Origin of the sequence: Affinirhizobium straminoryzae (genome assembly GCF_007004135.1) — a bacterium.
Lineage (GTDB): Bacteria > Pseudomonadota > Alphaproteobacteria > Rhizobiales > Rhizobiaceae > Neorhizobium > Neorhizobium straminoryzae.
In genome coordinates, this window is sequence record NZ_VJMG01000010.1 from 61,706 (window position 1) to 84,691 (window position 22,986).

Below are 22,986 nucleotides of genomic sequence, written 5' to 3' on the forward strand. Positions count from 1 at the left end.
GTCGTGTCAGGCGGGTATTCTCTCTTCCGGAGACAGATCGATCCACCGGCGCGATGCCGTCGCGTCCAGGACCGCGTCCAGCACCCGCTGGTTCGCCAGTCCGTCGAAGAAGGTCGCCCCCTTTGCCAGCCGCCGCCCGCCGGTGATAGCCGCCACAACCTCCCGCAGCGCCGCGACGACGGACACGTTCCAGATGCCCTTGTTCAGCCCCGGCAGCGCAGCGTTCGGATCCTCCACCGAAATATCCTCGAACGACTGACCGGCGCGCGCATAAAGCAACCTTTCGGTCTCGTTGTCGAGAAGGAGCGTGCCGCGGGAGCCAAAGACCTGTGTCACATTGCCCATGTTGTGGGCGGCAACGCCGCTCATGAAGATCTGCGCCAGCGCCCCGCTTTGCATCTGCAGCGTCAGGTGGGAAACATCGTCGGCGGTCGCCGTCCAGCTTTCGCCGGTCCGCTTGTCGGTCCGATCGGGAACCATGGTCAGGGCCTGTCCGATCACGGAGGCGACGGGCCCCAGCCACCAGCGCACGAGATCCACCTGATGGCTGCCATTGGCGCCGAGCCGCCCGCCGCCCTTTTCCGCCAGCGACCACCAGTCGCCCTTTGGCCGCGAGGCCGGATCGGCCCAGGACGAGCCGATATTGGCGATGTTGACGTGACGGATCTCGCCGAGCGCACCTTCGCCGATCAGTTCCGCCATCCGCTGGCGGTTCGGGTTGAAGCGCAGTTCGTGGTCGATCATGTGAACGCGTCCGAGCGCCTCCGCCTTTTCCAGCATGGCAGCCGCTTGCTTGGTGTTCATGGCCGTCGGCTTTTCGCAAACCACATGCGCGCCGGCATCGAGTGCGGCGAGCGTCATCGGCGCATGCGTATCGGTTGGCGTCGAGATCAGCACGAGATCGAGGCGATGAGCGCCAAGCATTGCGCGCCAGTCGTCATAGGCATGCGGGACCGCAAAAGCCTCTGCCGCATCGCGGGCGCTTTCGATCCGGTTTGCAGCGATGGCGACAACCTCCGCCCCTTCCACGTGGCGAAGCGCCGGCAGATAGGCGGCGCGGGCGAAACTCGCGCCGATGATTCCAACTTTCATGAGGGATGTCCTTGGGGTCAGCCGAGCGTCTTCAGGCGCGGATCGAGGAAATCGCGCAGCCAGTCGCCCAGAATGTTGAAGGAAAGCACCGTCATGACGATGGCGATGCCGGGATAGAAGGCCAGCCACCACTTGTTGGCCAGAAGCTGGTCGCGGCTTTCCGCCAGCATTGATCCCCAGGTGGGAACTGATGGCGGCACACCGAGGCCAAGGAAGGAGAGCGAGGCTTCCGACAGGATGACGCTTGCCACGTTGAAGGAGGCAATCACCGTCAGCGGTGCCATGATGTTGGGGAGGATGGTGCGGAAGATGACGGAGACCGTGCTGTCGCCCAACGCGCGCGCCGCCTCGACATATTCCTTTTCACGCAGCGATAAAGTCTGCGCTCTCACGATGCGGGCATAGGTCACCCACTGCCCGACGCCCAGCACCAGAATGATGTTGGCAAGCCCCGGCCCCAGGATGACGAGGAACATGATGGCAAAGAGGATGAAGGGAAAGGCCAGCTGGATATCGCCGAGCCGCATGATCACGTCATCGATCCAGCCGCCGAAATAGCCGGACACCAGCCCTGCCACCACGCCGATCGTACCGCCGACCAGGATGGCGCTGATGCCGACCAGCAGCGAGACGCGCGCACCATAGAGAAGGCGTGAGAAGACATCGCGCCCGAGGCCATCGGTGCCGAGCAGGAAGAGCGTCTTGCCCCGGCCCTCGGTCAGGGGGCCGGCGAGCCGCAGCATGATGTTCTGGCGGTTGGGATCAAGCGGCGCGATCTGCGGGCCGAAGAGGGCAGCGAAGATGACGCAGACGAGGATGAGCAAGGCCAGAAGCGGCCATTTCGCCGCGACCATGCTGCGCCAGGCGCGCCTGAATTCCCGGCGCCGATAGTTCATGGCCGGTTGCGGGAGGGCTTGGGTTGCTGAAGCCATGGTTCGGACCCTTACAGTTTCACGCGCGGATCGATCCGCACATAGATCAGATCGACAAGGAGGTTGAGGCTGATGAAGATGACCGAGAGCATGATCACACAGGCCTGAACGACGGGAATGTCGCGCTGGTTGATCGCGTTGAACACCAGCCGGCCGATGCCGGGCCACGAAAAGATCATCTCGACGACCACGACACCGCCAAGCAGGAAGCCGAATTCCAGCCCGACCATGGTGACGACCGGCAGCCAGGCATTGCGCAGCGCATGGTGGATGATGACGGCGGCTTCCGGAATGCCCTTGGAGCGGGCGGTCCTGACGAAATCCTGCCCCAGCACTTCGAGCATGGAGGAGCGCACCAGCCGCGCATTGCGCGAGAGCGAATAGAAGCCCACCGCGACACCCGGCATCACGAGATAATAGAGCGCCATCGGCAACTGGCTGAAGGCTTCCACCACATGGCCCTGCAGCAGGGGCACCAGGAACGGCACATGGCCCGAGATCGGCAGCCAGCGCAGATAGAGCCCGAAGAACATGATCATCATGATGCCGAGCCAAAAGCTCGGGATAGACTGTCCCAGCATGCCCATGGTCATGATCGAACCATCGAGCGCCGAGCCACGATAGAGCGCCGCAAACACGCCGAGCGGAATGGCGAGCACAATCGCGAAGATCATGGCAAACAGCGTGAGTTCGATGGTCGCCGGCAGCGCTTCGAGAACCGCCTCGAGCGCCGGCCGCTTGTAGGAGAGCGAAGTGCCGAAATCGCCATGCAGCAGATTGCCGATGAAGGTGAAATACTGCTCGTAGAGCGGGCGGTCGAAGCCGAGCGCCACGCGCGTCTGCTGGATTTCTTCCGCCGTCGCCCGCTCCGACACGTAAAGATAGGTCGGGTCACCACCGATCTGCAGCGCCACGAAGCTGATCGCGGTGACGCCGAAGATCACGATGATGCTCTGAAGCAACCGGCGAATGATGAAAGTCCACATGCCACGTCCTGTCTCGTCTGTGATGGCTTGCGCTGCGCAGGCTGATCCTGCGCAGCGCGGGGGCTGCTATTTCAGGGAGGCGTCGAAGAGATCGATTTCCTCGTCACGCCGCGGCTTCCAGGCGACGCGCTTCGACACGCCGTAGAAATCCGGCTGGAAATAGAGTTGCAGCCAGGGGCCTTCCTCATAGAAGAGTTTCAGCATGCGATTGATGACCGGCCGGGCTTCGGCCACGGAAGGTGCGGCCAGCGCCAGCTTCCAGTCGTCGAACCAGCGCGGATCCGTCCAGCTCTGGTAGTTGGTGGTGGCGTCCGGCGTGGAAAACAGGCTCATGTCGTAGAGCGGGTTCCAGGTGACGCCGCCCTGCCCCAGGAAGAACAGCGGCGCCATTTTCTTCGCCCGCAGCAGCGGCGAGTAGACGGAGGCCCATTCGAGAAGCTCGACATCCGTCTGGACACCCACATCCGTCAGGTATTGACCGATGGCCTGCACGACATTGGCGTCGTTGAGATAGCGGCCGCGCGGACCCTGCAGGCGGATATGGAAACGCACGCCATCGGCACCGCGCGGATAGCCGGCCTCGTCCAGAAGCTTTTCGGCCATGGCGGGATCATAAGGCACCGCCTTCAGGTCCGGATTGCCGTTCGGCGGATTGACGAGGCTGGTGGCACGCTCGCAGGTGGTACCGAGCAACTGGCTGCAGATGCCCGGCACATCCACCGCATATTGCAGGGCAAAGCGCACCTTGGGGTTCTGGATTTCGGCCGCACCCGGCATGCCGGCGGCATTGGGACTGAGGTTGTAGCCCACCTGCATGCGGCGTGTGCCGCTCACCTTTTCCACCGCTGCCGTGCCGGACGCATCGATCGCGCCGATCTGGTCGGGCGATACGTTGGTGATGATGTCGACATTGCCGGCAATCAGTTCGGCCGTGCGGGTCGAGGCCTCGGGAATGATCCGCCACACGATCCTCTTGAAACGGCCGGGATCCTTGACCTTTTCCAGAACGATCTGCGAGCCGCGTTGCCAGGACACCAGCCGGTACGAGCCGGAGCCGACCGGGTTCGTGGACGCCTGCTCCAGCGTCATTGCCTCGTAGGCATCCTTACAGTGGATGTAGATCTGCGCCATCATGCCAAGCGCGAGCGTCGTCCTCGCCGACAGGTTGATACGCACCGTCAGGTCGTCCACCACCTCGGCGGACTTGAAGCCGAGCGTCGGAAACACGAAGCCTGCCGAATTGCCGGTGAACTTCTTGGACTTGTCCGCCGGCCTGTTGAACGAATAGGCAACATCCTCTGCCGTCAGCGCCTCGCCATTGTCGCAGGTGAGGTTCGGCTTGATCTTGATCAGATAGGAGAGACCGTCGGCGCTAACCTCCGTCTTGTCCGCGAGATACGGCTTGATCTCGCCCTCGAAGTTGACGGTGTAGAGCGTTGCGAAAATGTGCTTGGCGATATTGGCGTTGTCCCGGCTTGAAATCTGGGCGGGATCGAATGTGGAGGCGTCGGCGCTGAGGCCGACCACCAGTGTGTCCGGCGGCGGTGCAGCCTGCGCGGCGGCAATGCCGCAGAGCAAGGCGCAGCCCGTTGCCAGGATGCGGATCAGGCTTGTCATCGTGGGTTCCCCTTCAAGACGTTTTTGTCTTTGATTATGCCCATGCAGTCCCGATCGCCGCCGCCCCTGACGAAAAGGGCGGCGGCGACTGTCATCCGATCACTTGTTCAGCTTGGCGTCGAAGAGGTAGACCTTCTCGTCACGCCGCGGCGCAAAGGCGACGCGCTTGGAAACGCCGTAGAAATCCGGCTGGAAGTAGAGCATCAGCCACGGCGGGTCGTTGTAAAAAACGTCCAGCATCTGGTCGATGATCTTGCGCTGGTCGGCAGCCGAGCCGGCGGCCGCAATCTTCGCCCAGCCGTCGAACCAGGCCGGATTGCTCCAGGACGTGTAGTTCGTGCCGGCATCCGGCGTGGAAAGATCGGTCATGTCGTAGAGCGCCGACCAGGTGGCGCCGCCGCTGCCGAGGAAGAACAGCGGGCCTGCGTCATGCTTGGAGATCAGCGGCACATAGACCGAGGACCACTCCAGCAGTTCGACATCCGTCTTGACGCCGACATCGCTCAGATACTGGCCGATGGCGAGCGCCACATTGGCATCGTTCAGATAGCGGCCGCGCGGGGCCTGCATCTTGATCGTGAAACGGGTGCCATCGGCGCCCCGCGGATAGCCTGCGGCATCCAGCAGCTTTTCCGCCTGGTCGGGATCATAGGGATAGGGTTTTAGCGCCGGATTGGCATTCGGCGGATTGACGAGGCCGGTGGCGCGGGTGCACTCGAAGTTGAGGAGCTGCTTGCAGATCGCCGGCACGTCGATCGCGTATTGAAGCGCCTTGCGGACATCCGTCTTCTGAATGGCCGCGCCGCCCGGCGTCTTGGCAAAATCGCCGCGCAGGTTGAAGCCCACATACATGCGGCGCGTACCGGCAACGCCCTTGACCTCTGCGACGCCGGACTTGTTGATGGTACCGATCTGGTCGGGTGCGACATTGGTGATGATGTCGACATTGCCGGCGATCAGTTCGGCGGTGCGGGTGGATGCTTCCGGGATGACCCGCCAGACGATCGTCTTGAAGGTTGCCGGCTCCTGGCGCTTTTCCAGCACGATCTTGGAACCGCGATCCCAGGAGACGAGGCGATAGGAACCGGATGCCACCGGCTTGGTGGCGGCATCCTGCAGGCTCATCTTCTCGTAGCTGTCCTTGCAGTGCATGAAGACTTCGGCAATCAGGCCGAAGGAAACCGGGTTCTTCTGGCCAAGCTTGACCTTGACCTCGAGGTCCGACACCGCTTCCGCGCCCTTGAAGGCGATGGAGGAATAGACGAAGCCCGGCGTGTTGCCGGTGAACTTGTTGGCGGGGTCTGCCGCGCGGTTGAAGGAATAGGCGGCATCTTCGGCGGTGAAGGCCTCGCCGTCCTCGCAGGTGAGGCCTGGCTTCAGCTTGTAGGTATAGGACAGACCGTCCGGCGCTTCCTTGTAGGATTCGGCCATCTGCGGCACGATTTCGCCGGTGGCGCTCACCTCGTAGAGCGTGCCGAAGATATGCTTGGCGATGTTGGAATTGTCGCGGCTGCTGATGGCGGCCGGATCGAAGGTGGTCGCGTCCGCGGAAATGCCGAGGACGAGCGTGTCATCCGGCGGCGCGGCGGAGGCGATGCTGGCGGAGGCCATAAGGGCCGCCAAGCCGGCAATGAAAAGACCGTTCTTTCCCATTTCTGAAGTTCCTTGCCCTCTGTGGTTATTCTTGGCTTTGTCTGCTTTGGCCGATCGATCGCCCCGTCACGTCATGAGATCGGCAATCTGGATGGCTTGCCCTGTCCGGGAGGACTGAATGCAGGCTTCCACCATCTGGAGCGAATGGAGATGGTCGCGGCCCGAACACTCGAGCGGGCCTTCGCCCCGAAGGGCTGCGACGAAACGGATGAGAAGTGCGGAGGCATCGTCGATCCACTGCCGGTAGGCCGGCAGCGGCACCTCGGTCAGGGCATCCTCAGCACGCCGGGCAAAACCCAGCGATCCGAACTGATCCTTCTGGATCACGACACCTTCTGCGCAATCATGGCGCCATTCGAAGCCGGGTACGCTCCAGTTGCCCTGCCAGGTGCCCTGGTATTCGGTGATGACACCATTGGCGAAGGTGATGATGGCGCTGACATTAGCGTCATCGGCATACATCGACCACGGCGGATTGAAGGTGCGGGCATAGATCGACACGGGCTCCGCGCCGTAGACGAAGCGCATCAGGTCGAAATGATGGATCGACTGCTCCCAGAGCATCGGATGCTGCATGGTGAGCGGATACTTGTTGAGATGCGGCAGGTAACCATCCCGCCAGCGCTCGTAGGTGAAGCGCGAGAATGCGGGTTGCCCGACCTCGTCGGAAAACAGACGCAGCGTCTGGCGCGTGACCGGCAGATAGCGGAAGTTCAGCACCACCATCAGCGGCACGCCGGCGGACTCCGCCATGGCGACATAATCGCGCGCGCGCGGCACGCTGTCCGCCAGCGGCTTTTCGGCAAGGATCGGCAGTCCTGCGCGGCAGCAGGCCTCGATCTGCACTTCACGCCCGGCAGGCGGCGTGCAGAGCAGCACCGCATCGGCCTGAAGATGGTCGATCAGCGTCAGATCCGCGCCGGTCACCGCATCCGGGCACTGGTCTGCGGCGCGGGTGCGGTTGGCCTCCAGCGGGTCGATGAGGCCGACGATCCGGCAATCGGCATTGGCCTGCAGGACATTGATCCAGTACTGGGCGCGGGCGCCGAGGCCGACGATGATGAAACGCAGCGGCGTCATGAGCGAACCTCCGACATCAGGTGCAGGCCGCGCTCCAGCAGCGTCCAGGCAAAGCCCTTAAGATCCGGGCGGCGCGACACCATCGGCACCCGCTTTGGCCCGGTTTCGTCTGCACGCTCCGCGACTAGGCCGGGCGTGCGCGCGGCAATCGTTTCGGCAAGCGCAAGATCGGAGATGATCTCCCCGGAGGTCAGATGCATGAGGCCACGTGCTTCCGAGCGGATCAGCCGGTCGATCGCTGCGGCCAGATCCGGCAGGAAGGTCCAGTCGCGCCGCGATTGCGGACTTGCGACAACGAGCGGCATTCCCTTCTGCGCAGCGTCCAGCCATTGCCGGATCGGCGAGACGAAACGGCGCGTCGGGCGGCTTTCCTCGTGCGGTCCGTAGAGCGGCCCAAGCCTTAGCACGAGCGTTTCCGGCCGCGCCAGCGCGATCACTTCGCCGGCGCGCTTGCCCAGCGCATAGGCGGACGTCCCCTGCGGTGCGACCGCTTCATCCAGCAGATCGGCTTCATCGAAGGCGAAGACACCGGACGAGGAGAGAAAGATGAAGCAACCGATCCCCCACGCCACGGCCTGATCGAGGCAATCGATCAGCAGGGTGACGTTGTCCCGCACATGGGCAATCTCGGAGATCCCGAGGCATTCCGGCGGCGTTGTCAGCGCCGCACCATGGATGACGATGCCGATGCTCTCGTCCATCGCGGCCCGCAGTGCTTCGGCGGTCAGCTCCGCCTCGATCAACCGGATGCCGGCAAGCCGGCTTCGCGTCGCGGCGTCGAAACGACGATCGAGCGCCATGACCGGATAGCCCAGCGCCGAAAGCCCCTCGGCCAGATGCGAGCCGACGAAACCGCCGCCGCCGGTAATCAGAATGCCGGGCCGGTTCATGGCGCGACCTCCAGCCATTTCAGGTCGATCTCCGAGGCAGACCGGCTGTGCTGCGACACCAGAGAGAGCACACGGTCCAGATCACGAACGGTAAGCGCGTCCACGATCGGCGGATGATTGGCCGCAACCTGGCGCAGGTCCGCATTGGCGCGATTGCGCAGGGCCATGATCTGCCGGATGCGTAGCGCCAGGTGATCCCAGAGCGTCAGCAGCAGGCCGTGATCGGCAAGCCGGATGAGGGTGCGATGAAAGGCGGCATCCGCCGCGATCAGGGCCACGAGATCGGCCGCATCGGCTGCGGCAAACATCGCCGCCACATGCGCGTTGAGCGGGCTGACATCCGCGCCGCTGTCGATGATGCGGCGAACGGCAAAGGCCTCGAACTGCTCACGGATGCTGTAGATTTCCTCGACGGATTTGGCCGTCAGCGGCTTCACCCGCTTGCCCTTATAGGGAAGGTTGTCGATCAGGCCATCGGCTTCGAGGATCTGGATCGCTTCGCGCACCGGCGCGCGCGACACGTTCAACTGTTCCGCCAACGCTGCCTCGACGATCGGCGTGCCGGGCCGCAACCGGCCCTCCACGATGCCGGTGCGCAGCATGTCGGCCACCACCAGCCTGAGCGGCAGGCTTTCGATGCGGGCGATATCGGGCTGTGGCTCAACCATGCGCGCCTCCCACCATCGCCTTCTCCGGGTCCGGGCCGACGAGCAGCGGCGCGATCGGCAGATGCACGTCGTCGTTTTGCGAACCGCGCCACATCAGCACGGCAAAACTGCCCTCGCGATCCAGAACACGGGCGCCCGCATGCCAGATGCCGGGCCGGTAGACGACGCCGAGGGAGCCCGGCATCACGAAAGCCCGCAACGCGCCGATGAGGGGCCGACCGTCCGCATCGGAGGGCGCCACCATCACCAGATAGCGCGATACATCGAGAGGCAGAAAAACCTGGGCCGCGTGCGGGTGATGCTCCAGGCTGTCGACCGCAACCGGGCATTCGCTGGGAGCAATGCGGTTGGTGTGCAGCACCGGTGCGCAGTCCGGGCGGGCCGCACCCAGCCAGTCCGAATAGAACCGCCGCTCACCGATCACGCCCGGCCTGTCGATGAAGCCGCCGAACGGCGCAAAATCCTGCGCGGATAGTCCCTGCTCCAGAGGCACGAAATTCATGTGCTCTCCTTTGCAGCCAGCGCGTCGAAGGGCATTTCGGCCTTCCAGTGACGGGCGATATCCTGCCGCCGCGCCATCCAGACGCCCTCACAGCCCGCCACGTGATCGAGAAAGCGTTCGAGACCGGAGGCGCGGCCCGGATGCCCGATCACCCGCGGATGCAGGCCGACCGACATCATGCGCGGCTGCGACCGGCTTTCCTTCAGCAGCATGTCGAAGGTTTCGATCAGAAATTCCGCATAGCTGCGGCCCGTCACCCAGCCGCCCTGTACGAACTTGGCGTCATTGGTGACGAGAGAATAGGGAACGACAAGGTGCGGGCGTCCATCGACGCGGACCCAGTAGGGCACCTCGTCATTATAGGCATCGCTGTCATAGTCATAGCCGCCATGCTCGACCACCAGCCGCCGGGTCGCGGCACTGCGGCTGTAGCGGGAATACCAGCCGGCGGGCGGACGGCCCACCGTCGCAACGATGCTGTCGAAGGCGCGGGCGATGTGGTCGCGCTCGGTCGCCTCGTCCAGCCGGTAATGCTCCACCCACCGCCATCCGTGGCAGGCAATGTCCCAGTCGGTGCGGGCAATGGCCGCTGCCACCTCTGCATTGCGCTCCAGCGCCTGGGCGCTGGCAAACACCGTCAGCGGCAGATTGCGCTCGGTAAACAGCCGGTGCAGGCGCCAGAAGCCGACACGGCTGCCATATTCATACATGCTTTCGGATGCGAGATCGCGATCGCCGGGGGGCACGCGCGGCTGGTTGATCTCCAGCAGCGCGGTTTCCGAACGGCCATCACCGTCCGCGACCGAATATTCCGATCCCTCCTCGTAGTTCAGGACGATGTTGACCGCGAGGCCGCTGTCACCCGGCCAGCGGAACTGAGGAGGTCGATTGGCATATCCGATGAAATCTCGCATGGTGCCCCCTGACGCCCTGCCGGCTCACGCCGGCCAGACGCGCGCTCCCTCGACCTTGTTGAAGAAGCAGCACCAGTCGCCGGTGTTGACGTTCGGCAGGGCTCTCAGACCAAAGATCATGCCATCGGCAGGCGCCACGAGTTCGGCAAGTTCATCCCCGAAGATGTTGACGATCCGGGCAATCGACTGCCCCTTGGTCATGGGCTTGAGGAAATCCACGCCGGGCGTCGGAATGAAGATGCCGGAGGCAGGCGCCAGCAGCGCCTCCTGCTGGCCCTTCGTCGCATCCGTCGGATAGGTCGCGGTTCCCGGATACATCTTGTAGTGCCTGAGGATGTTGAGGATCGAGTTTGCCAGTTCGCGGGCGACATGGGCAAAGCGTTCCGGCGAGGTGGCGGAGCGTCCGCCAAGCTCCACGGTGATGCCCGTCTTGCCGATCTCCTTCATCTGCGCCATGGGCGAGCCCTTGGGCAGGAAGTTGGACATGATGCAGCCCCAGCCCTCGCCCATCGCCATGGCCAGTTCGACCGAGGCCGGGCTTTCGTCCACGAAGATCGCCTTGGCGAGGAAGGAATGGGCGCCGCCGGAATGAATGGAGATCTCGAAATCGGCGACCTTGCTCATCCATTGCGAATGCGCCCAGGCCACCCGTTCGGAGAGATAGCCGTTGGCACGGCCGGGATAGATGCGGTTCATGTCGAAGGAGAAGGTGTCGAGCGGATTGCCGCGATTGGCGTTCTCGAACGCCATCACGTTCATGACCGGCACCATCACGAGCGTGCCGGACAGTTGCTGGGGATCGACTTCCTTCAGCGCGATGGCGCAGGCAAGCGGTCCTTCCGGCTCGTCGCCATGGATCGCGCCATCCACCCAGAATACCGGGCCGGGCTTGACGCCGTTGACGATGACCAGCGGGATTTCAACCTTCGAGCCGCCGGCAAGTTCGGTGACGGGAATGACCCCGCGCACCACTTCGCCCGGCCTTGCGGTTGCAGTACCAACGGTAACGGTCTTGGCTTCCGACATGCTCAGATACCCTTGTACTGGTTATACTTTTCAAGCTCTTCGGGCGTGTAGACCTGCATGAACTCGATCTCGATGCCGCCGGCATCATTGTCGAGGAAGGCGACATAGCCTTCCGGATGCGGGTGCGAGCCATAGACGCCGCAAGCCTTGCAGATGCGCAGTTCCGCGCCCTGTTCCTTGGCGTGGTCGAGCGCCTGGTCGATGTTCTCGACCTCGTAGCAGATGTGATGCAGGCCCTCGGCGCCGCGCTCCCTGATCCACGCATCGAAGCGACCGCCCTCCTCCAGCGACTGGCAGAGCTGGTATTCGATGCCGCCGAGATTGAAGAGCGCGACGCGGTTCTTCGACTTCGGGTAGTCGATCAGCGCCGTCTCGGCGGGCACGTCGAGGAACTTGGCATAGTTTTCCAGCGCGGCCTTGGCGTCGCGCACGGCAAAGGCCATGTGCTTGATGGACTTGACGTTGGGATTGTCTGACTTGACGGACATGAGAACCTCTCTTCAGGCGGCCGGCGCGGAGCGCTCGGACCGGATGGCATGGACGACGGTCTGGATGCGGGACATCGCCTCGCGGATGCGTTCCACGGGCTGGGTCAGCGACATGCGGACGAAATCGTCCGTGTAGTCGCCGTAAATGCGGCCGGGATAGATCATCACCCGGCCTTCGGCGAGCAGGCGCTCGCAGAAGAGGCTGGCCGGGATGCCCACCACCGAGACATTGGCATAGACATAGAAGGCGCCCTGCGGCTCGGCATAGGGAATGCCGATGCGATCAAGGCCCTCGCAGAGCGCCTTGCGGCGCTCGTCATAGATCAGGCGCATCTCCTCGACGCAGTCCTGCGGGCCAGTGAGGGCTGCGAGTGCCGCGTGCTGGCTGACGGACGCCGTCGAAATGGCAAAGGCATGGTTGATCTCGGCCATCGCCGTGATCAGCGCCTTCGGCCCGGCGAAATAGCCGACGCGCCAGCCGGTCATGGCATAGGCCTTGGAAAAGCCGGAGAGCGTGATCGTGCGCTCGCGCATGCCCGGCAGCGCGGCCACCGGCTGGATGCGCTGGTTGCCATAGACGAGGCGGGCATAGATCTCGTCGGAAATGACGATCAGGTCATGCTTGATGGCGAGCTGGGCGATCCGCTCCACCTCGTCCGGCGGCGTCACCGTGCCGGTCGGGTTGTTCGGATTGATCAGCACCAGAACCTTGCTGCGCGGCGTGATATGCGCCTCGATCATCGCCGCCGTCAGCGTGAAATTGGTGTCCATGCTCATGCGCACCGGCACCACCTCGGCCGAAGAGAGTTCGGCGGCCTGGCTATAGGGATTGTAGCCCGGGCACGGCACGATGATCTCGTCGCCCGGGTTGAGAAGGGCAAGCGCGATGACGAACATCGCATGCTGGCCGCCGGGGGTGACGACGATCTCGTCCGGCGCGTATTCGGCGCCGCCATGCGCCCTGATGTTTTCCGCAATTGCCTGGCGCAGCGCAGGCAAGCCGAGCGGATGGCCGTAATGGGTCTCGCCGCGCCCGAGCGCATCCTGCCCCGCCTTGACGATATGGGCGGGTGTGTCGAGATCGGGATCGCCGCGGCCAAGGCGGATCACATCCGTCAGCTTTTCCGCAATATCGGCCATGCGGGTAATGACATGCTCTTCCCGAAGCTTCACGCGGTCGGCAAGGCGTCCGGACAGTGGCTGGTTCTCGGACATGGCTGCCCTCCCTTACAGTTCGTAAAGCTCGGAATATTTGCGCGTGAGGTGGGCGATGTAGGGTTCCGGATCGAGCGGCCGGCCGGTTGCCTTGACGAGCAGCGTGTCGCGCGAATAGCGGCGGCCGTGCTGGTGCACATGCTCCACCATGAAGGCGCGCAGCGGATCGTAATTGCCGCTGGAGAGCCCTTCGGCGATGACGGGATCGCGGCTTGCGGTCTCGAACAACTGGCCGGCCATCACATTGCCGATCGTATAGTTGCAGAAGGTGCCGATCTGCCCGGACGACCAGTGCACGTCCTGCAGCACGCCCAGCGTGTCATTCGGCACGTCAAGACCGAGATATTCCTTGATCTTGGCGTTCCAGGCCTCCGGCAGGTCCTTCACCTTCAGCGAACCGTCGATCAGCGCCGCCTCGATGTCGGTGCGCAGCATCACGTGGAAATCATAGGTCAGCTCATCCGCCTCGACCCGGATGAAGCCCGGCTTGCAGCGGTTGATGGCCCGGTAGAATTCCTCGGCCGTGACATCGCCGAGCTGCTCGGGATAGAATTCCTGCGCTGTTGCAAAGTGGATGTTCCAGAAGGCGCGGGCACGGCCGACATGGTTTTCCCAGAGGCGCGACTGGCTTTCATGCGCTCCGAAGGAAACGCCGCCCACCGCATAGAGGCCGACGAGATCCGTGGCGAACGGAGTGCGCGTATAGGCATCGTCGACGCCTTGCTCGTAAAGTCCGTGGCCTGCCTCATGCAGCGCGCCGAACAGGCTTGCCGGCATGTAGGTCGGATTGAACCGCGTGGTGATGCGCACGTCGTTGCGGGTGAAGGACACCTCGAACGGGTGGACGGTGGTGTCGAGGCGCCCACGGTTCAGATCGTAGCCCACCGTCTCCGCCATCTTCAGGGCAAACTGGTGCTGCCGGTCGATGGGGTAGTGGCGCCTCAGGAAATCGAAGCGCGGCTCCGGCTTCTCGCCGATGGCGCGGACCAGCGGCAGAAGCGCCTCGCGCAGGCGGCCAAACAGCGTCTTCAGCGTCGCCACCGTCTCGCCCGGCTCAAAGCGAAACATCAGCGCATCATAGGGATGCTCCGAATAGCCGATCACCTCGGCCATCTCGCGATTCAGCGCCACCGTCTGCTCGAGGATCGGCGCGAAGGAGGCAAAATCATTCTCCGCCCGCGCCTTCGCCCAGACCACCTGGCCGATGGAGCCGAGTTCGGTGCGCCGCTGCAGAAGGCTTGCGGGAATGGCGAGATGGTAGTCGATCGCCGCGCGGGCCTGGGCGATCATCACCTGCTCGACGGCATCCTCCGGCTTGGCCGCCATCTCCCGTGCGGCCGCGTCGAGCTTGCGTCGGGTATCGTCTGATACCAGGAGGTCGCGGGCGAGGACCGCGAGCGTCGAGACCTGCTTGCCGCGTGTCACGGCGCCGCCGGGCGGCATCATGGTCCGGGCATCCCACTTCAGGATCGATTCCGCGTTCAGCAGGTCGTTGACCTTGCCCATCGCGTCCATAAAATCCGCATAACTCATTGTTTCTACGAGACGATCGCCTCGCACCCCTCTGTTATTTGCATTTCTTTATCGTGGCCAACTGGACGCTTGACGTCCAAATTTCAATATGCATTCTGTGTGCTTGTATACAGTCGACAATCGATGTGCAGATACTGATCCGGAAAATCACCCGCTGTCAAGCGAGCGCTCCGGAACTTTTTCGAACGGCGGAAAACAGCCGAAGGGGAACGGAAATTGAGTGACCTGAAGAGCAACGAGGACACCCTCGTGGAGATGGCCGTGTGCGGCTATGTCAGCCAGCCGGCGCTGCGGCCCGGCGGCTATCTCCACCACCCGGACGGCCGCGGCGTCATGCTGCCCGGCATGTACGGAGTCATCTACAATGCCCGCGTCGGCGACCGCGCCTTCGGCTGGGCGGGCGACCATGTCGAGCCCGGCGTCTCCATTGCCCACCCCGACGAAAAGTCCGATTTCGCCCTGCACTATCTCACCTGCATCGGCAACGAAGCCATGGTGACCTCGGGCCTTGCCAAGGGGGCACGCGGCGTGGTGACCGGCGAACATGCGCGGCTGCTGGTCGATTTTCCGGACGAGGTGAACGAGAAACTCAACATCGGCGACCAGATCCAGATCATGGCCAAGGGGCGTGGCATCGCGCTTGCCGATTTTCCCCATGTCGAATTCAAGAAGACCAGTCCGCGCCTGCTGCAGGCGCTGCGCCTGACGCGCGGCGAGGACGGCACCCTGCATGTGCCGGTTGCCATGGAACTGCCAATCGACATCATGGGATCGGGCGCCGAACTGAATTCCGAATATGTCGACCAGGACCTGATGAGCGGCGACCGCCAGCTGATGGCCGATCTCGGCATCGACCGGATGCGGCTCGGCGATCTCATCGCCATCCGCCATGCCGATCACCATTTCGGCCGATCCTATCGCGAAGGCGCAGTGTCGATCGCGCTCTGCATCCACGGCGATTCCGTGATGACCGGCCATGGCCCCGGCATTCTCACCCTGATGACAGCCGCCATCGGCGGCATCAGCTTCCACATCGATCCCACCGCCAACATTGCCGACTATTTCTCGATCGGAGCCCGCGCATGAGCATTGAGTTGAACGAGGCCGATCTGGTTTCCGTCTCGGTTGGCGGCGCCATCGCGCATCCGGGTTTTCCCGGGCTTCCGGCCGAACCCTATCGGCTCGCAGCCGACGGTACGCCGTTCCTGCTGCCGACCTTTGGCGGCATCGTCTACAATGTCTCCGTCGGCGACCGCGCCTTCGGCTGGGCGGCCGACTGCATCCATCCCGGCGTCTCGATCAAGGGCGCCGATGACCTGAAGAACCGCGGCCTCAACGTCTTTTCCTGCCTGGGCAACACGGCCGTGGTGATGACCGGTCAGGCGCAGGGTGCGAAGGGCGTGGTGACCGGCAAGTCGGGCCGCTTCTCCGAACAGGTGATCGTGCATTTCCCGGTCGAGGTGCGCCGCAAGATGGCGGTCGGTGACCAGATCGTGGTGCGCGCGCTCGGAACCGGCATGGAGATCCGCGGTCATGCAGCGGTCGCCTGCAAGGGCCTCTCTCCCTCGCTTCTGAAGGCGCTGCCGAAGAAGGTGGAAGACGGTGTGTTGAAGATCGGCGTCGTCGCGACCGTTCCGGCCCATCTCGTTGGCGCTGGCGCCGGTCTCACCAGTGAAGGCGGCAGCCTGCACATCCAGACCACGGATCGCGCCGAAGTGGAAAAGGCCGGGCTTTCTTCGCTGCGGCTCGGCGATGTGGTGGCGATCGAAAACACCGACAGCCGCTACAATCACGGCTATCTGCGCGGCGCGCTCGGCATCGGCATCGTTGGCCAGACCGACGGTCCGCGCGCCGGCTACGGCCCGGGGCTCACCGTCATCATGACGGCCCCGAAGGGCGAGCTGGGGTCATTTGCGGCGCCCGGCACCAATATCGCAACGCTTCTTGCGCTGGAGCCCTGAGCCATGCCGATTTCCATGACCAGCGTCGACAGACAAAGCCTGTCCGCCTTCATGACCGAGGGGTTCGAGGCTCTCGGGCTGAGCGCTGAGGACGCACGGATCTTTGCCGATGCCCTGATCTTTTCCGAACTGCGCTTTCACCCCGGCCATGGCCAGGGCGTGCGGCGGTTGCGCCGCTATCAGGAACGCATCAGCCAGAAGCTGGTCGATCCGCGCGCGCCCTTCGAAGTCGTCAAGGAAAGTCCGGCGCTTGCTTTGGTGGATGCGCATAACGGCATCGGCACCGTTGCGGCGGCGCGCGCCATGAAACTTGCCATCGAGAAATCGAAGACCTGCGGCATCGGCCAGGTGATCGTGCGCAATTCCACGCATTACGGATCGTCTGCCGTGCACGCCTGTCAGGCGGAGGAAGCCGGCTGTATCGGGATCGCCTATACGAACGCCGGACCGGAAATGGCCCCCTGGGGTGCCCGCGAGGGCGCCGTCGGCACCAATCCCTGGGGGATTGCCGCACCGACCGGCCTTGGCTTTCCCGTCGTGATGGACTTTGCCCTGACGACCGCCGGCAAGGGCATGATGCTGTGGCGCTCGCGCGAAGGCCGCAAGATGCCGCTCGACTGGGCGCTGACCCCGGACGGCGAGGTGACCGACGATCCCGATGCCGCCATGAAGGGCGCGCTGCTCGCCATCGGCGAATACAAGGGCTACGGCCTTGCCTTTATGACCGACGTTTTGACAGGCGTGATCGGCGGCGGCGGCTTCGGGCTCACCCCCTATGCCGATCCGGCACGGCTCGATGTTTCCCATGCCCTCACCGCCATCGACATCGAATGGTTCATGCCGCTCGGCACTTTTCGGGCGCGCATGGACGAGTTCGCCGGCATGGTGAAGAGCCGCAAGACGCGTCCCGGTTTTTCCGAAATCCTGCTGCCCGGCGAGCAGGAGGCACGCCGCGTCGCCCGCAAATCCGAGCAAGGCGTGCCGCTGGACGACGAGGTTCTGGCCGACCTACTGGCGCTTGGCCGCGAACTCGGCATCTCGGCCGCCATCGATGTTCTCGGCCCCTATCGCGAGGACGTGCTGTGAGCGCGCCCGCCCCTGCGGCGCCCCCAGCGGCGCTTCAACGAAACACGCGCGACCGCGCATTCCCATCCTTCCGGAGGTTTTGATCATGCCCGAACCCGCAGCCTGGCGTTACACCAAGATCATCAAGCCGATGTTCGACATCCCTGCCCCGCACCGCCTGCTCCTGGGGCGCATCATCACCGCCGTCGGTGACGAGATCATCGAGGACGGTTTCGTCGAGGTGCAGGGCGGCCGCATCACGGCGGTCGGACGTCGCGCCGATCTGGCGGCGATGCCCGAGGGCGCCGAGGTGATCGACACCGGGGCGAAGACGATCATGCCCGGCATGATCAATTCCCATGCGCATCTCTCCTGGGACGGCATCCACGAACTGTCCTTCCAGTCCATGTATGACAGCCCGGAAATCCGCGCCTACAAGGCGGCCGGCAACATGCTGCGCTGCCTGCAATCCGGCATCACGCTGGTGCGCGATCTCGGCGTCCACAATGCCAATCTCTTCACCAAGCAGGCGGTGGAACAGGGCATTTGCCCCGGACCGCGCCTAAAAGTGTGCGGCGAAGCCATCATCCAGACCGGCGGCCACACCTATTGGGTCTGCCGGGAAGCGAGCGGCGCCGACGAGATGCGCCGTGCCGTGCGTGACCAGCTGAAAGGTGGCGCCGACCTCATCAAGATCATGGCCTGCCACGACACGCTGGAATTCACCGATGCGGAGCTGGAAGCGCTGATCGACGAGGCGCACCAGCACCGTCTGCCGGTCACCGCGCATGCGACCTATGACGCCTGCATCCGCCGCGTGGCCGAATTCGGCGTGGACTGCGTCGAGCATGGCGGCTCGATGAGCGACGAGACGATCCAGATCCTCCTCGACAGACAAATCCCGATCGTCACCACCTTCTCGGCCCTGGTCATGCAGTCGAAGCCGGAAATCGCCCGGAAATTCGGCATCCCGGAATGGAAGATCCTCGAGCGGCAGAAGGCGGTTGCCGACAAGTCCCGCTTCGGCGGGCTGGTGCGGGCGGCGAAGGCCGGCGTGCCGATCGTCTTCGGCACCGATGCGGGAAGCCCTGCGGTGGAACACAGCTCGATCGCGCCTGAACTCGATTTCATGGTCGAAGTCGGCGTCTGCCCCGACCGTCTGGATGCTTTGCGCGCCATCACCATCCGCGGCGCAAAACTGTCGAAGATGGACCACCTGATCGGCACCGTGGAGACGGGCAAGGAGGCGGACCTGATCGTCGTCGACGGCAAGCCGGACGAGGACCTGTTCGCGCTTGAAAAGATCGCCATGACCTTCATCGCCGGAAAACGGATGCACTGAGCCCATGAGTTTCGTTACAGACTGCCTCACCGACCGCATCACCGAGGAAGATGGTGCCTTTCGCAGCAAGATGCTCGCCATCGCCGCCGGCCTGCCGGATGTGATTGCCATGGGTCGCGGCGACCCGGATTTTCACACCCCCGCCCATATTGCCGAGGCCGCGATCCGCGCGATCCACGACAACCAGCACCATTATACCGGCCCGACCGGAATTGCGGCGCTGCGCGAGGCAATCGCTGCCGATCTCAACCGCCAATACGGGCTCGCCTACGGAGCCGATGACATCGTCGTCACCGCCGGCGTGCAGGAATCGATCACGCTGATCATGCTGACGCTGATCGGCGCCGGCGACGAGGTTCTCATCACCTCGCCGCGCTTCACCACCTATGACACGGCGGTGCGGCTGGCGGGTGGCGTGCCAGTTCCGGTTCCGACCTACGAGGCCAATGATTTTGCGCTCGACGTTGCCGAGATCGAAAAGCGCATCACGCCGCGCACGAAAATGTTCGTGCTGGTCTCCCCCAACAACCCGACAGGTGCGGTGACGCCGCCCGCCGTGATCCGGCAGATCGCCGATCTCGCGGTTCGGCACAATCTCCTCATCGTTTCCGACGAGATCTATGCCCGCATCATCTACGAGGGCCACGAGCATCTGGCGATCGCCAGCCTGCCCGGCATGAAGGAGCGGACGATCACGCTGAACGGCTTCTCCAAGACCTATGCCATGACCGGCTGGCGGGTCGGCTATCTGGCGGCTCCATCCGATTATGTCGCGAAGATCGTGGAAGTGCGCCACACGCTGTCGATCAACACCTGCACCATCTCCCAGCATGCAGCACTTGCCGCGCTGACCGGACCACAGGAACCGATCGAGGCGATGATTGCCGAATATGCGGCGCGCCGCGCCTATCTGCTGCCGGCGCTCGATGAGATGGGCCTGACCTATGGCGATCCGGGCGGCGCCTTCTATGTCTATACCAACGTCTCCTCCACCGGCATGCCGACCCCGGAATTCTGCGAGAGGCTGCTGCGCGAAACGGGCGTGATGCTGTTTCCGGGCACCATGTTCGGCGATGCGAACCCGGACTACATCCGCATTTCCTTCCTGCAGCCGCTGCCGCGCATCAAGGAAGCCGTCTCCCGCATGAAGACCTTCATCGCCAGCCATGGAAAGGCCGCGGCATGACCGGAAAACCCGATCCGAGCCAAAAATTCGTCGGCATCCAGATCAGCCCGATCAGCTTTCTCGACGAGGGCGTCGAGGCCGTTCTCGACACGCTGCAGAACCGGGTGGGCGTCAACGTGCTGATGCTCGGCACCGTCTCGTGGCTCGGTCTGAAGACCGGCCGCTCGATTTCCTGGCAGCTCGACGGCTGGCCGGACCATGGCGTGCCCGAACCCTTCGCGATGACGGGCGGTGCCTATTTCGACCCGGACCCGGCCTATTACGGCGGCACCTTCATGAAGGATTATCGCACCCGCGACCCGCAATTCGACGGCAAGGACATCCTGAAGATGGTCCTGCCGGCGGCCCATGCGCGCGGCATGACGGTCTATATCGAACTGATGGAGCCCTTCTTCAAATATACCGGCCACGGCTCCGTCAACACCGTCGATATTCCGAACCTCGCGCAGGCGATGGAAATCGATATCTTCGGTCGCATCGGCTCCGATCCCTCGACCAGCCATCCCGGCTATCGCAACTGGATCCTCTCGATGATCGAGGATCAGGTCCGCAACCACGACATCGACGGCGTGATGTGGTGCAACGAGCGCAATTCGCCGCTCGACACGCTGATCCAGGGCGGCGCGCCCGGCGATTTTTCCAGCCATGCCCGACGCGAGGCGATGGAACGCGGCATCGACGTGGAGGCCTGCCGCAAGGCTCTCCTCAACCTCTACGATTTCATGCAGGAGGCGAAGGCCGGCAAGAGTTTTGCGGACGGCGCCTTCATCACCTTCCTGCGCACCCTGCTTGCCAATCCCGAGGCCCTGATCTGGGAGCGCTTCTGGCTGGAGCGCAACAAGGATCTGGATCGCGAGCTTTATGGCCTCGTCAAATGGTGCAAGCCCTCCCTCCCCTTCGGCCTCAATGTCTGGAACCGCAACCATTTCAACATCTTCCGCAAGGCGCAGTGGCCCTGGGAAGAACAGACGCTCTATGCGGACTGGGTGAAACCCATCACCTACCAGCATCAGGCCGGCGAGGTGTTCGCCAAGGAACTCGGCTTCTTCCAGAAGACCATCCTGCGCGATTTTTCGCCAGACGAGGCAACCGCCGTGCTCTACCGGCTGCTCGGCCTCAAGGAGGCGCCCTATGCGAGCGTCATCCAGACGGGCATGGATCCCGATACCTATGTGGAGGGCCAGTGCGCCGATGCGGTGCGCGGGGTGAACGGCAAGGCGAAGGTGTTCATGGGGATCGGCGTGGATGCCCCCCGCACCCGCGCCGATCAGGCACAATGCACGCCCGACATTGCCTATCGCAGCGTGATGGCAACCTACCGGGCCGGCGGAGATGGCATCGTTCTTGCTCCCAATTATGCCAGCATGAAGCTGACCAACCTGGATGGCGTGGCCAAGGCACTGACTGAACTGGGTCTGAAATGACGGCTGCATACGAGACCCTGATCCGCAATGCCCAAATCGTGTCTTCCGATGGCATCGCAGCCGCCGACGTCGCATTGGCGCATGGCAAGATCGCAGCCATGGTGGCACCCGGTACCCCGGTTGCGGCCGACCACGTGATCGATGCCACCGGACTGCATCTCCTGCCGGGTGTGATCGACATTCACTGCCATGTGCGCGCACCCGCCTTTCCCGAGCGCGGCAGCGTGGAAAGCGAAACCCGGGCAGCAGCCGCCGGTGGCATCACCACGCTGTTCGAGATGCCGATCTCGAAACCCTGCTGCAACAGCGCCGAGCGCGTGATGATCCGGCGCGATCATTTCGCCGACCGGGCGCTGGTGGATTTTGCGCTCTATGCCGCGCCGGGAGATCTCTCGGCGAAGGCGCTGGAAGCGAGCGCGAGCGCCGGCGCCATCGCCTTCAAGATCTTCACGACCGCCGCCCCGCCCGGACGCGATGACGAGTTCGCCGGCCTGTCCTTTCCAGACGAGGGAAGCCAGCTTGCAACGCTTGAGGCGCTGGCACGCACCGGCCTGCCGGTGGTGGTGCATGCCGAAAGCGAACAGCTGCTGGCCCATTACGCCGCGGAGGCGGCCGGTCTCGATCCGTCGCTTGCCACCACCCATTGTGCGCTTCGGCCCGAGATCTGCGAGGCTGTCGCCGTTGCGAAGCTGCTTTTGATGAACATGCAGGCCGGGGCCCGCCTGCATATCGCGCACGTCACCAGCGCACTCACCGTCGACGTGCTGCGCCGCTTCAAGGGAACCTCCGACTTTTCAGCGGAAACCTGCCCGCACTATCTCGTGCGAACCGTGGAAGACGTGCAGGCGGCGGGCGTGTTTGCAAAAATCAATCCGCCGGTGCGCAGCAAGATCGATCAGGATGCGCTGTGGGAAGCGCTTGCCGATGGCACCATCGATCACGTAACGACGGACCATGCCGCCTTCGCCTTTGCGGAAAAGCAGGCCCATCTCGGCAATTTCCTGAAGGCCCCTCCCGGCTCGCCCGGGCTCGAAACCATGCTGCCGGCCATGCTGGATGCGGTCTGCAGGAAAAGGCTGGATCTGCCGCGCATGGTGGCACTGCTGTCAGGCAATGCCGCCCGCCGCTTCAAGCTGCCGGACAAGGGTGCAATCCGGGTCGGCGCCGATGCCGATCTGGTGCTCGTTGATCTGAAGGGCCGCACGCGCATTACGCCGCAGACGCTCTTCACCCACGCACGCGACATTTCGCACCTCTACCAGAACGCCGAATTCGAAGGCGCCATCCGTCGCACCCTGGTGCGCGGACGCACCGTGTTCGAGGACGGAAAGATCAGCACAGACCCCGGCTGGGGCCGCTACACGGTCCCGACGGGCGCGATGGCGGCGAGGGCCGTGGCATGACAGGCAGAC

Annotated in this window: 21 protein-coding genes; 7 read left to right on the top strand and 14 right to left on the bottom strand. The window is 63.8% G+C overall.

All coding sequences use genetic code 11. The features are described from left to right. Positions 1 to 6: 6 nt before the first annotated feature. The 14 genes from FNA46_RS04465 to FNA46_RS04530 form a co-directional block, all read right to left on the bottom strand. Positions 7 to 1,092, bottom strand: coding sequence for a Gfo/Idh/MocA family protein (locus tag FNA46_RS04465; RefSeq protein WP_142881137.1), 1,086 nt, complete (start codon positions 1,090 to 1,092; stop codon positions 7 to 9). 17 nt (positions 1,093 to 1,109) lie between these two features. Next, positions 1,110 to 2,024, bottom strand: a complete 915-nt coding sequence (locus FNA46_RS04470; protein WP_185969725.1) for an ABC transporter permease — start codon at positions 2,022 to 2,024, stop codon at positions 1,110 to 1,112. 11 nt (positions 2,025 to 2,035) lie between these two features. Next, complete coding sequence (locus FNA46_RS04475) at positions 2,036 to 3,010, bottom strand: ABC transporter permease (protein WP_142881138.1); 975 nt, start codon at positions 3,008 to 3,010, stop codon at positions 2,036 to 2,038. Between the two features lie 66 nt (positions 3,011 to 3,076). Then, positions 3,077 to 4,627, bottom strand: a complete 1,551-nt coding sequence (locus FNA46_RS04480; RefSeq protein ID WP_142881139.1) for an ABC transporter substrate-binding protein — start codon at positions 4,625 to 4,627, stop codon at positions 3,077 to 3,079. A 99-nt stretch (positions 4,628 to 4,726) separates the two neighbouring features. Further along, positions 4,727 to 6,280, bottom strand: coding sequence for an ABC transporter substrate-binding protein (locus FNA46_RS04485; protein WP_185969726.1), 1,554 nt, complete (start codon positions 6,278 to 6,280; stop codon positions 4,727 to 4,729). 66 nt (positions 6,281 to 6,346) lie between these two features. After that, the gene (locus FNA46_RS04490) at positions 6,347 to 7,360 is read right to left on the bottom strand and encodes a Gfo/Idh/MocA family protein (RefSeq protein WP_142881140.1); all 1,014 of its coding nucleotides are present in this window, start codon (positions 7,358 to 7,360) and stop codon (positions 6,347 to 6,349) included. Beyond that, complete coding sequence (locus FNA46_RS04495; RefSeq protein WP_185969727.1) at positions 7,357 to 8,250, bottom strand: NAD-dependent epimerase/dehydratase family protein; 894 nt, start codon at positions 8,248 to 8,250, stop codon at positions 7,357 to 7,359. The genes FNA46_RS04490 and FNA46_RS04495 overlap by 4 nt, the downstream gene beginning before the upstream one ends. Then, the gene (locus FNA46_RS04500; protein WP_142881142.1) at positions 8,247 to 8,918 is read right to left on the bottom strand and encodes a GntR family transcriptional regulator; all 672 of its coding nucleotides are present in this window, start codon (positions 8,916 to 8,918) and stop codon (positions 8,247 to 8,249) included. The genes FNA46_RS04495 and FNA46_RS04500 overlap by 4 nt, the downstream gene beginning before the upstream one ends. Continuing rightward, positions 8,911 to 9,420, bottom strand: coding sequence for an ureidoglycolate lyase (locus tag FNA46_RS04505; RefSeq protein ID WP_142881143.1), 510 nt, complete (start codon positions 9,418 to 9,420; stop codon positions 8,911 to 8,913). Before FNA46_RS04505 ends, FNA46_RS04500 begins: the two co-directional genes overlap by 8 nt. Next, positions 9,417 to 10,334, bottom strand: coding sequence for a polysaccharide deacetylase family protein (locus tag FNA46_RS04510; protein ID WP_142881144.1), 918 nt, complete (start codon positions 10,332 to 10,334; stop codon positions 9,417 to 9,419). Before FNA46_RS04510 ends, FNA46_RS04505 begins: the two co-directional genes overlap by 4 nt. 24 nt (positions 10,335 to 10,358) lie before the next feature. Then, on the bottom strand, positions 10,359 to 11,360 hold the full coding sequence (locus FNA46_RS04515) for a succinylglutamate desuccinylase/aspartoacylase family protein (protein WP_142881145.1): 1,002 nt from the start codon (positions 11,358 to 11,360) through the stop codon (positions 10,359 to 10,361). Between the two features lie 2 nt (positions 11,361 to 11,362). Continuing rightward, positions 11,363 to 11,848: a VOC family protein gene (locus tag FNA46_RS04520; RefSeq protein WP_142881146.1), complete on the bottom strand. Its 486-nt coding sequence runs from the start codon at positions 11,846 to 11,848 to the stop codon at positions 11,363 to 11,365. Positions 11,849 to 11,860: 12 nt separating this feature from the next. After that, positions 11,861 to 13,063 carry a pyridoxal phosphate-dependent aminotransferase gene (locus tag FNA46_RS04525; protein ID WP_142881147.1) on the bottom strand — a complete coding sequence of 401 codons (1,203 nt, stop codon included), beginning with the start codon at positions 13,061 to 13,063 and terminating at the stop codon, positions 11,861 to 11,863. 12 nt (positions 13,064 to 13,075) lie between these two features. Next, positions 13,076 to 14,596: a carboxypeptidase M32 gene (locus FNA46_RS04530; RefSeq protein ID WP_246102838.1), complete on the bottom strand. Its 1,521-nt coding sequence runs from the start codon at positions 14,594 to 14,596 to the stop codon at positions 13,076 to 13,078. A 216-nt stretch (positions 14,597 to 14,812) separates the two neighbouring features. Here FNA46_RS04530 and FNA46_RS04535 point away from each other — a divergent pair, with 216 nt between their 5' ends. From FNA46_RS04535 to FNA46_RS04565, 7 genes are all read left to right on the top strand, one after another. Beyond that, entirely contained in the window at positions 14,813 to 15,682 is an 870-nt protein-coding gene (locus FNA46_RS04535; protein WP_246102840.1) for a DUF4438 domain-containing protein, read from the top strand. Next, positions 15,679 to 16,557, top strand: coding sequence for a DUF4438 domain-containing protein (locus FNA46_RS04540; protein ID WP_142881148.1), 879 nt, complete (start codon positions 15,679 to 15,681; stop codon positions 16,555 to 16,557). Before FNA46_RS04535 ends, FNA46_RS04540 begins: the two co-directional genes overlap by 4 nt. Before the next feature lie 3 nt (positions 16,558 to 16,560). After that, positions 16,561 to 17,643: an Ldh family oxidoreductase gene (locus FNA46_RS04545; protein ID WP_142881149.1), complete on the top strand. Its 1,083-nt coding sequence runs from the start codon at positions 16,561 to 16,563 to the stop codon at positions 17,641 to 17,643. A gap of 85 nt (positions 17,644 to 17,728) precedes the next feature. After that, positions 17,729 to 18,964 (top strand): amidohydrolase family protein, encoded by a 1,236-nt coding sequence (locus FNA46_RS04550; protein ID WP_142881150.1) that lies wholly within the window; start codon positions 17,729 to 17,731, stop codon positions 18,962 to 18,964. A gap of 4 nt (positions 18,965 to 18,968) precedes the next feature. Then, the gene (locus FNA46_RS04555) at positions 18,969 to 20,150 is read left to right on the top strand and encodes a pyridoxal phosphate-dependent aminotransferase (RefSeq protein ID WP_142881151.1); all 1,182 of its coding nucleotides are present in this window, start codon (positions 18,969 to 18,971) and stop codon (positions 20,148 to 20,150) included. Next, positions 20,147 to 21,574 carry an alpha-amylase family protein gene (locus tag FNA46_RS04560; protein WP_142881152.1) on the top strand — a complete coding sequence of 476 codons (1,428 nt, stop codon included), beginning with the start codon at positions 20,147 to 20,149 and terminating at the stop codon, positions 21,572 to 21,574. The genes FNA46_RS04555 and FNA46_RS04560 overlap by 4 nt, the downstream gene beginning before the upstream one ends. Next, a complete protein-coding gene (locus tag FNA46_RS04565) occupies positions 21,571 to 22,977 on the top strand; it encodes a dihydroorotase (RefSeq protein WP_142881153.1) in 1,407 nt (468 codons plus the stop codon). The genes FNA46_RS04560 and FNA46_RS04565 overlap by 4 nt, the downstream gene beginning before the upstream one ends. Positions 22,978 to 22,986: the final 9 nt, after the last annotated feature.

What these genes read in the sequence shown, in the direction of transcription:
- FNA46_RS04465 (WP_142881137.1), bottom strand. Translation starts at nt 1,092, where the DNA reads ATGAAAGTTGGAATCATCGGCGCGAGTTTCGCCCGCGCCGCCTATCTG.
- FNA46_RS04470 (WP_185969725.1), bottom strand. Translation starts at nt 2,024, where the DNA reads ATGGCTTCAGCAACCCAAGCCCTCCCGCAACCGGCCATGAACTATCGG.
- FNA46_RS04475 (WP_142881138.1), bottom strand. Translation starts at nt 3,010, where the DNA reads ATGTGGACTTTCATCATTCGCCGGTTGCTTCAGAGCATCATCGTGATC.
- FNA46_RS04480 (WP_142881139.1), bottom strand. Translation starts at nt 4,627, where the DNA reads ATGACAAGCCTGATCCGCATCCTGGCAACGGGCTGCGCCTTGCTCTGC.
- FNA46_RS04485 (WP_185969726.1), bottom strand. Translation starts at nt 6,280, where the DNA reads ATGGGAAAGAACGGTCTTTTCATTGCCGGCTTGGCGGCCCTTATGGCC.
- FNA46_RS04490 (WP_142881140.1), bottom strand. Translation starts at nt 7,360, where the DNA reads ATGACGCCGCTGCGTTTCATCATCGTCGGCCTCGGCGCCCGCGCCCAG.
- FNA46_RS04495 (WP_185969727.1), bottom strand. Translation starts at nt 8,250, where the DNA reads ATGAACCGGCCCGGCATTCTGATTACCGGCGGCGGCGGTTTCGTCGGC.
- FNA46_RS04500 (WP_142881142.1), bottom strand. Translation starts at nt 8,918, where the DNA reads ATGGTTGAGCCACAGCCCGATATCGCCCGCATCGAAAGCCTGCCGCTC.
- FNA46_RS04505 (WP_142881143.1), bottom strand. Translation starts at nt 9,420, where the DNA reads ATGAATTTCGTGCCTCTGGAGCAGGGACTATCCGCGCAGGATTTTGCG.
- FNA46_RS04510 (WP_142881144.1), bottom strand. Translation starts at nt 10,334, where the DNA reads ATGCGAGATTTCATCGGATATGCCAATCGACCTCCTCAGTTCCGCTGG.
- FNA46_RS04515 (WP_142881145.1), bottom strand. Translation starts at nt 11,360, where the DNA reads ATGTCGGAAGCCAAGACCGTTACCGTTGGTACTGCAACCGCAAGGCCG.
- FNA46_RS04520 (WP_142881146.1), bottom strand. Translation starts at nt 11,848, where the DNA reads ATGTCCGTCAAGTCAGACAATCCCAACGTCAAGTCCATCAAGCACATG.
- FNA46_RS04525 (WP_142881147.1), bottom strand. Translation starts at nt 13,063, where the DNA reads ATGTCCGAGAACCAGCCACTGTCCGGACGCCTTGCCGACCGCGTGAAG.
- FNA46_RS04530 (WP_246102838.1), bottom strand. Translation starts at nt 14,596, where the DNA reads ATGAGTTATGCGGATTTTATGGACGCGATGGGCAAGGTCAACGACCTG.
- FNA46_RS04540 (WP_142881148.1), top strand. Translation starts at nt 15,679, where the DNA reads ATGAGCATTGAGTTGAACGAGGCCGATCTGGTTTCCGTCTCGGTTGGC.
- FNA46_RS04545 (WP_142881149.1), top strand. Translation starts at nt 16,561, where the DNA reads ATGCCGATTTCCATGACCAGCGTCGACAGACAAAGCCTGTCCGCCTTC.
- FNA46_RS04550 (WP_142881150.1), top strand. Translation starts at nt 17,729, where the DNA reads ATGCCCGAACCCGCAGCCTGGCGTTACACCAAGATCATCAAGCCGATG.
- FNA46_RS04555 (WP_142881151.1), top strand. Translation starts at nt 18,969, where the DNA reads ATGAGTTTCGTTACAGACTGCCTCACCGACCGCATCACCGAGGAAGAT.
- FNA46_RS04560 (WP_142881152.1), top strand. Translation starts at nt 20,147, where the DNA reads ATGACCGGAAAACCCGATCCGAGCCAAAAATTCGTCGGCATCCAGATC.
- FNA46_RS04565 (WP_142881153.1), top strand. Translation starts at nt 21,571, where the DNA reads ATGACGGCTGCATACGAGACCCTGATCCGCAATGCCCAAATCGTGTCT.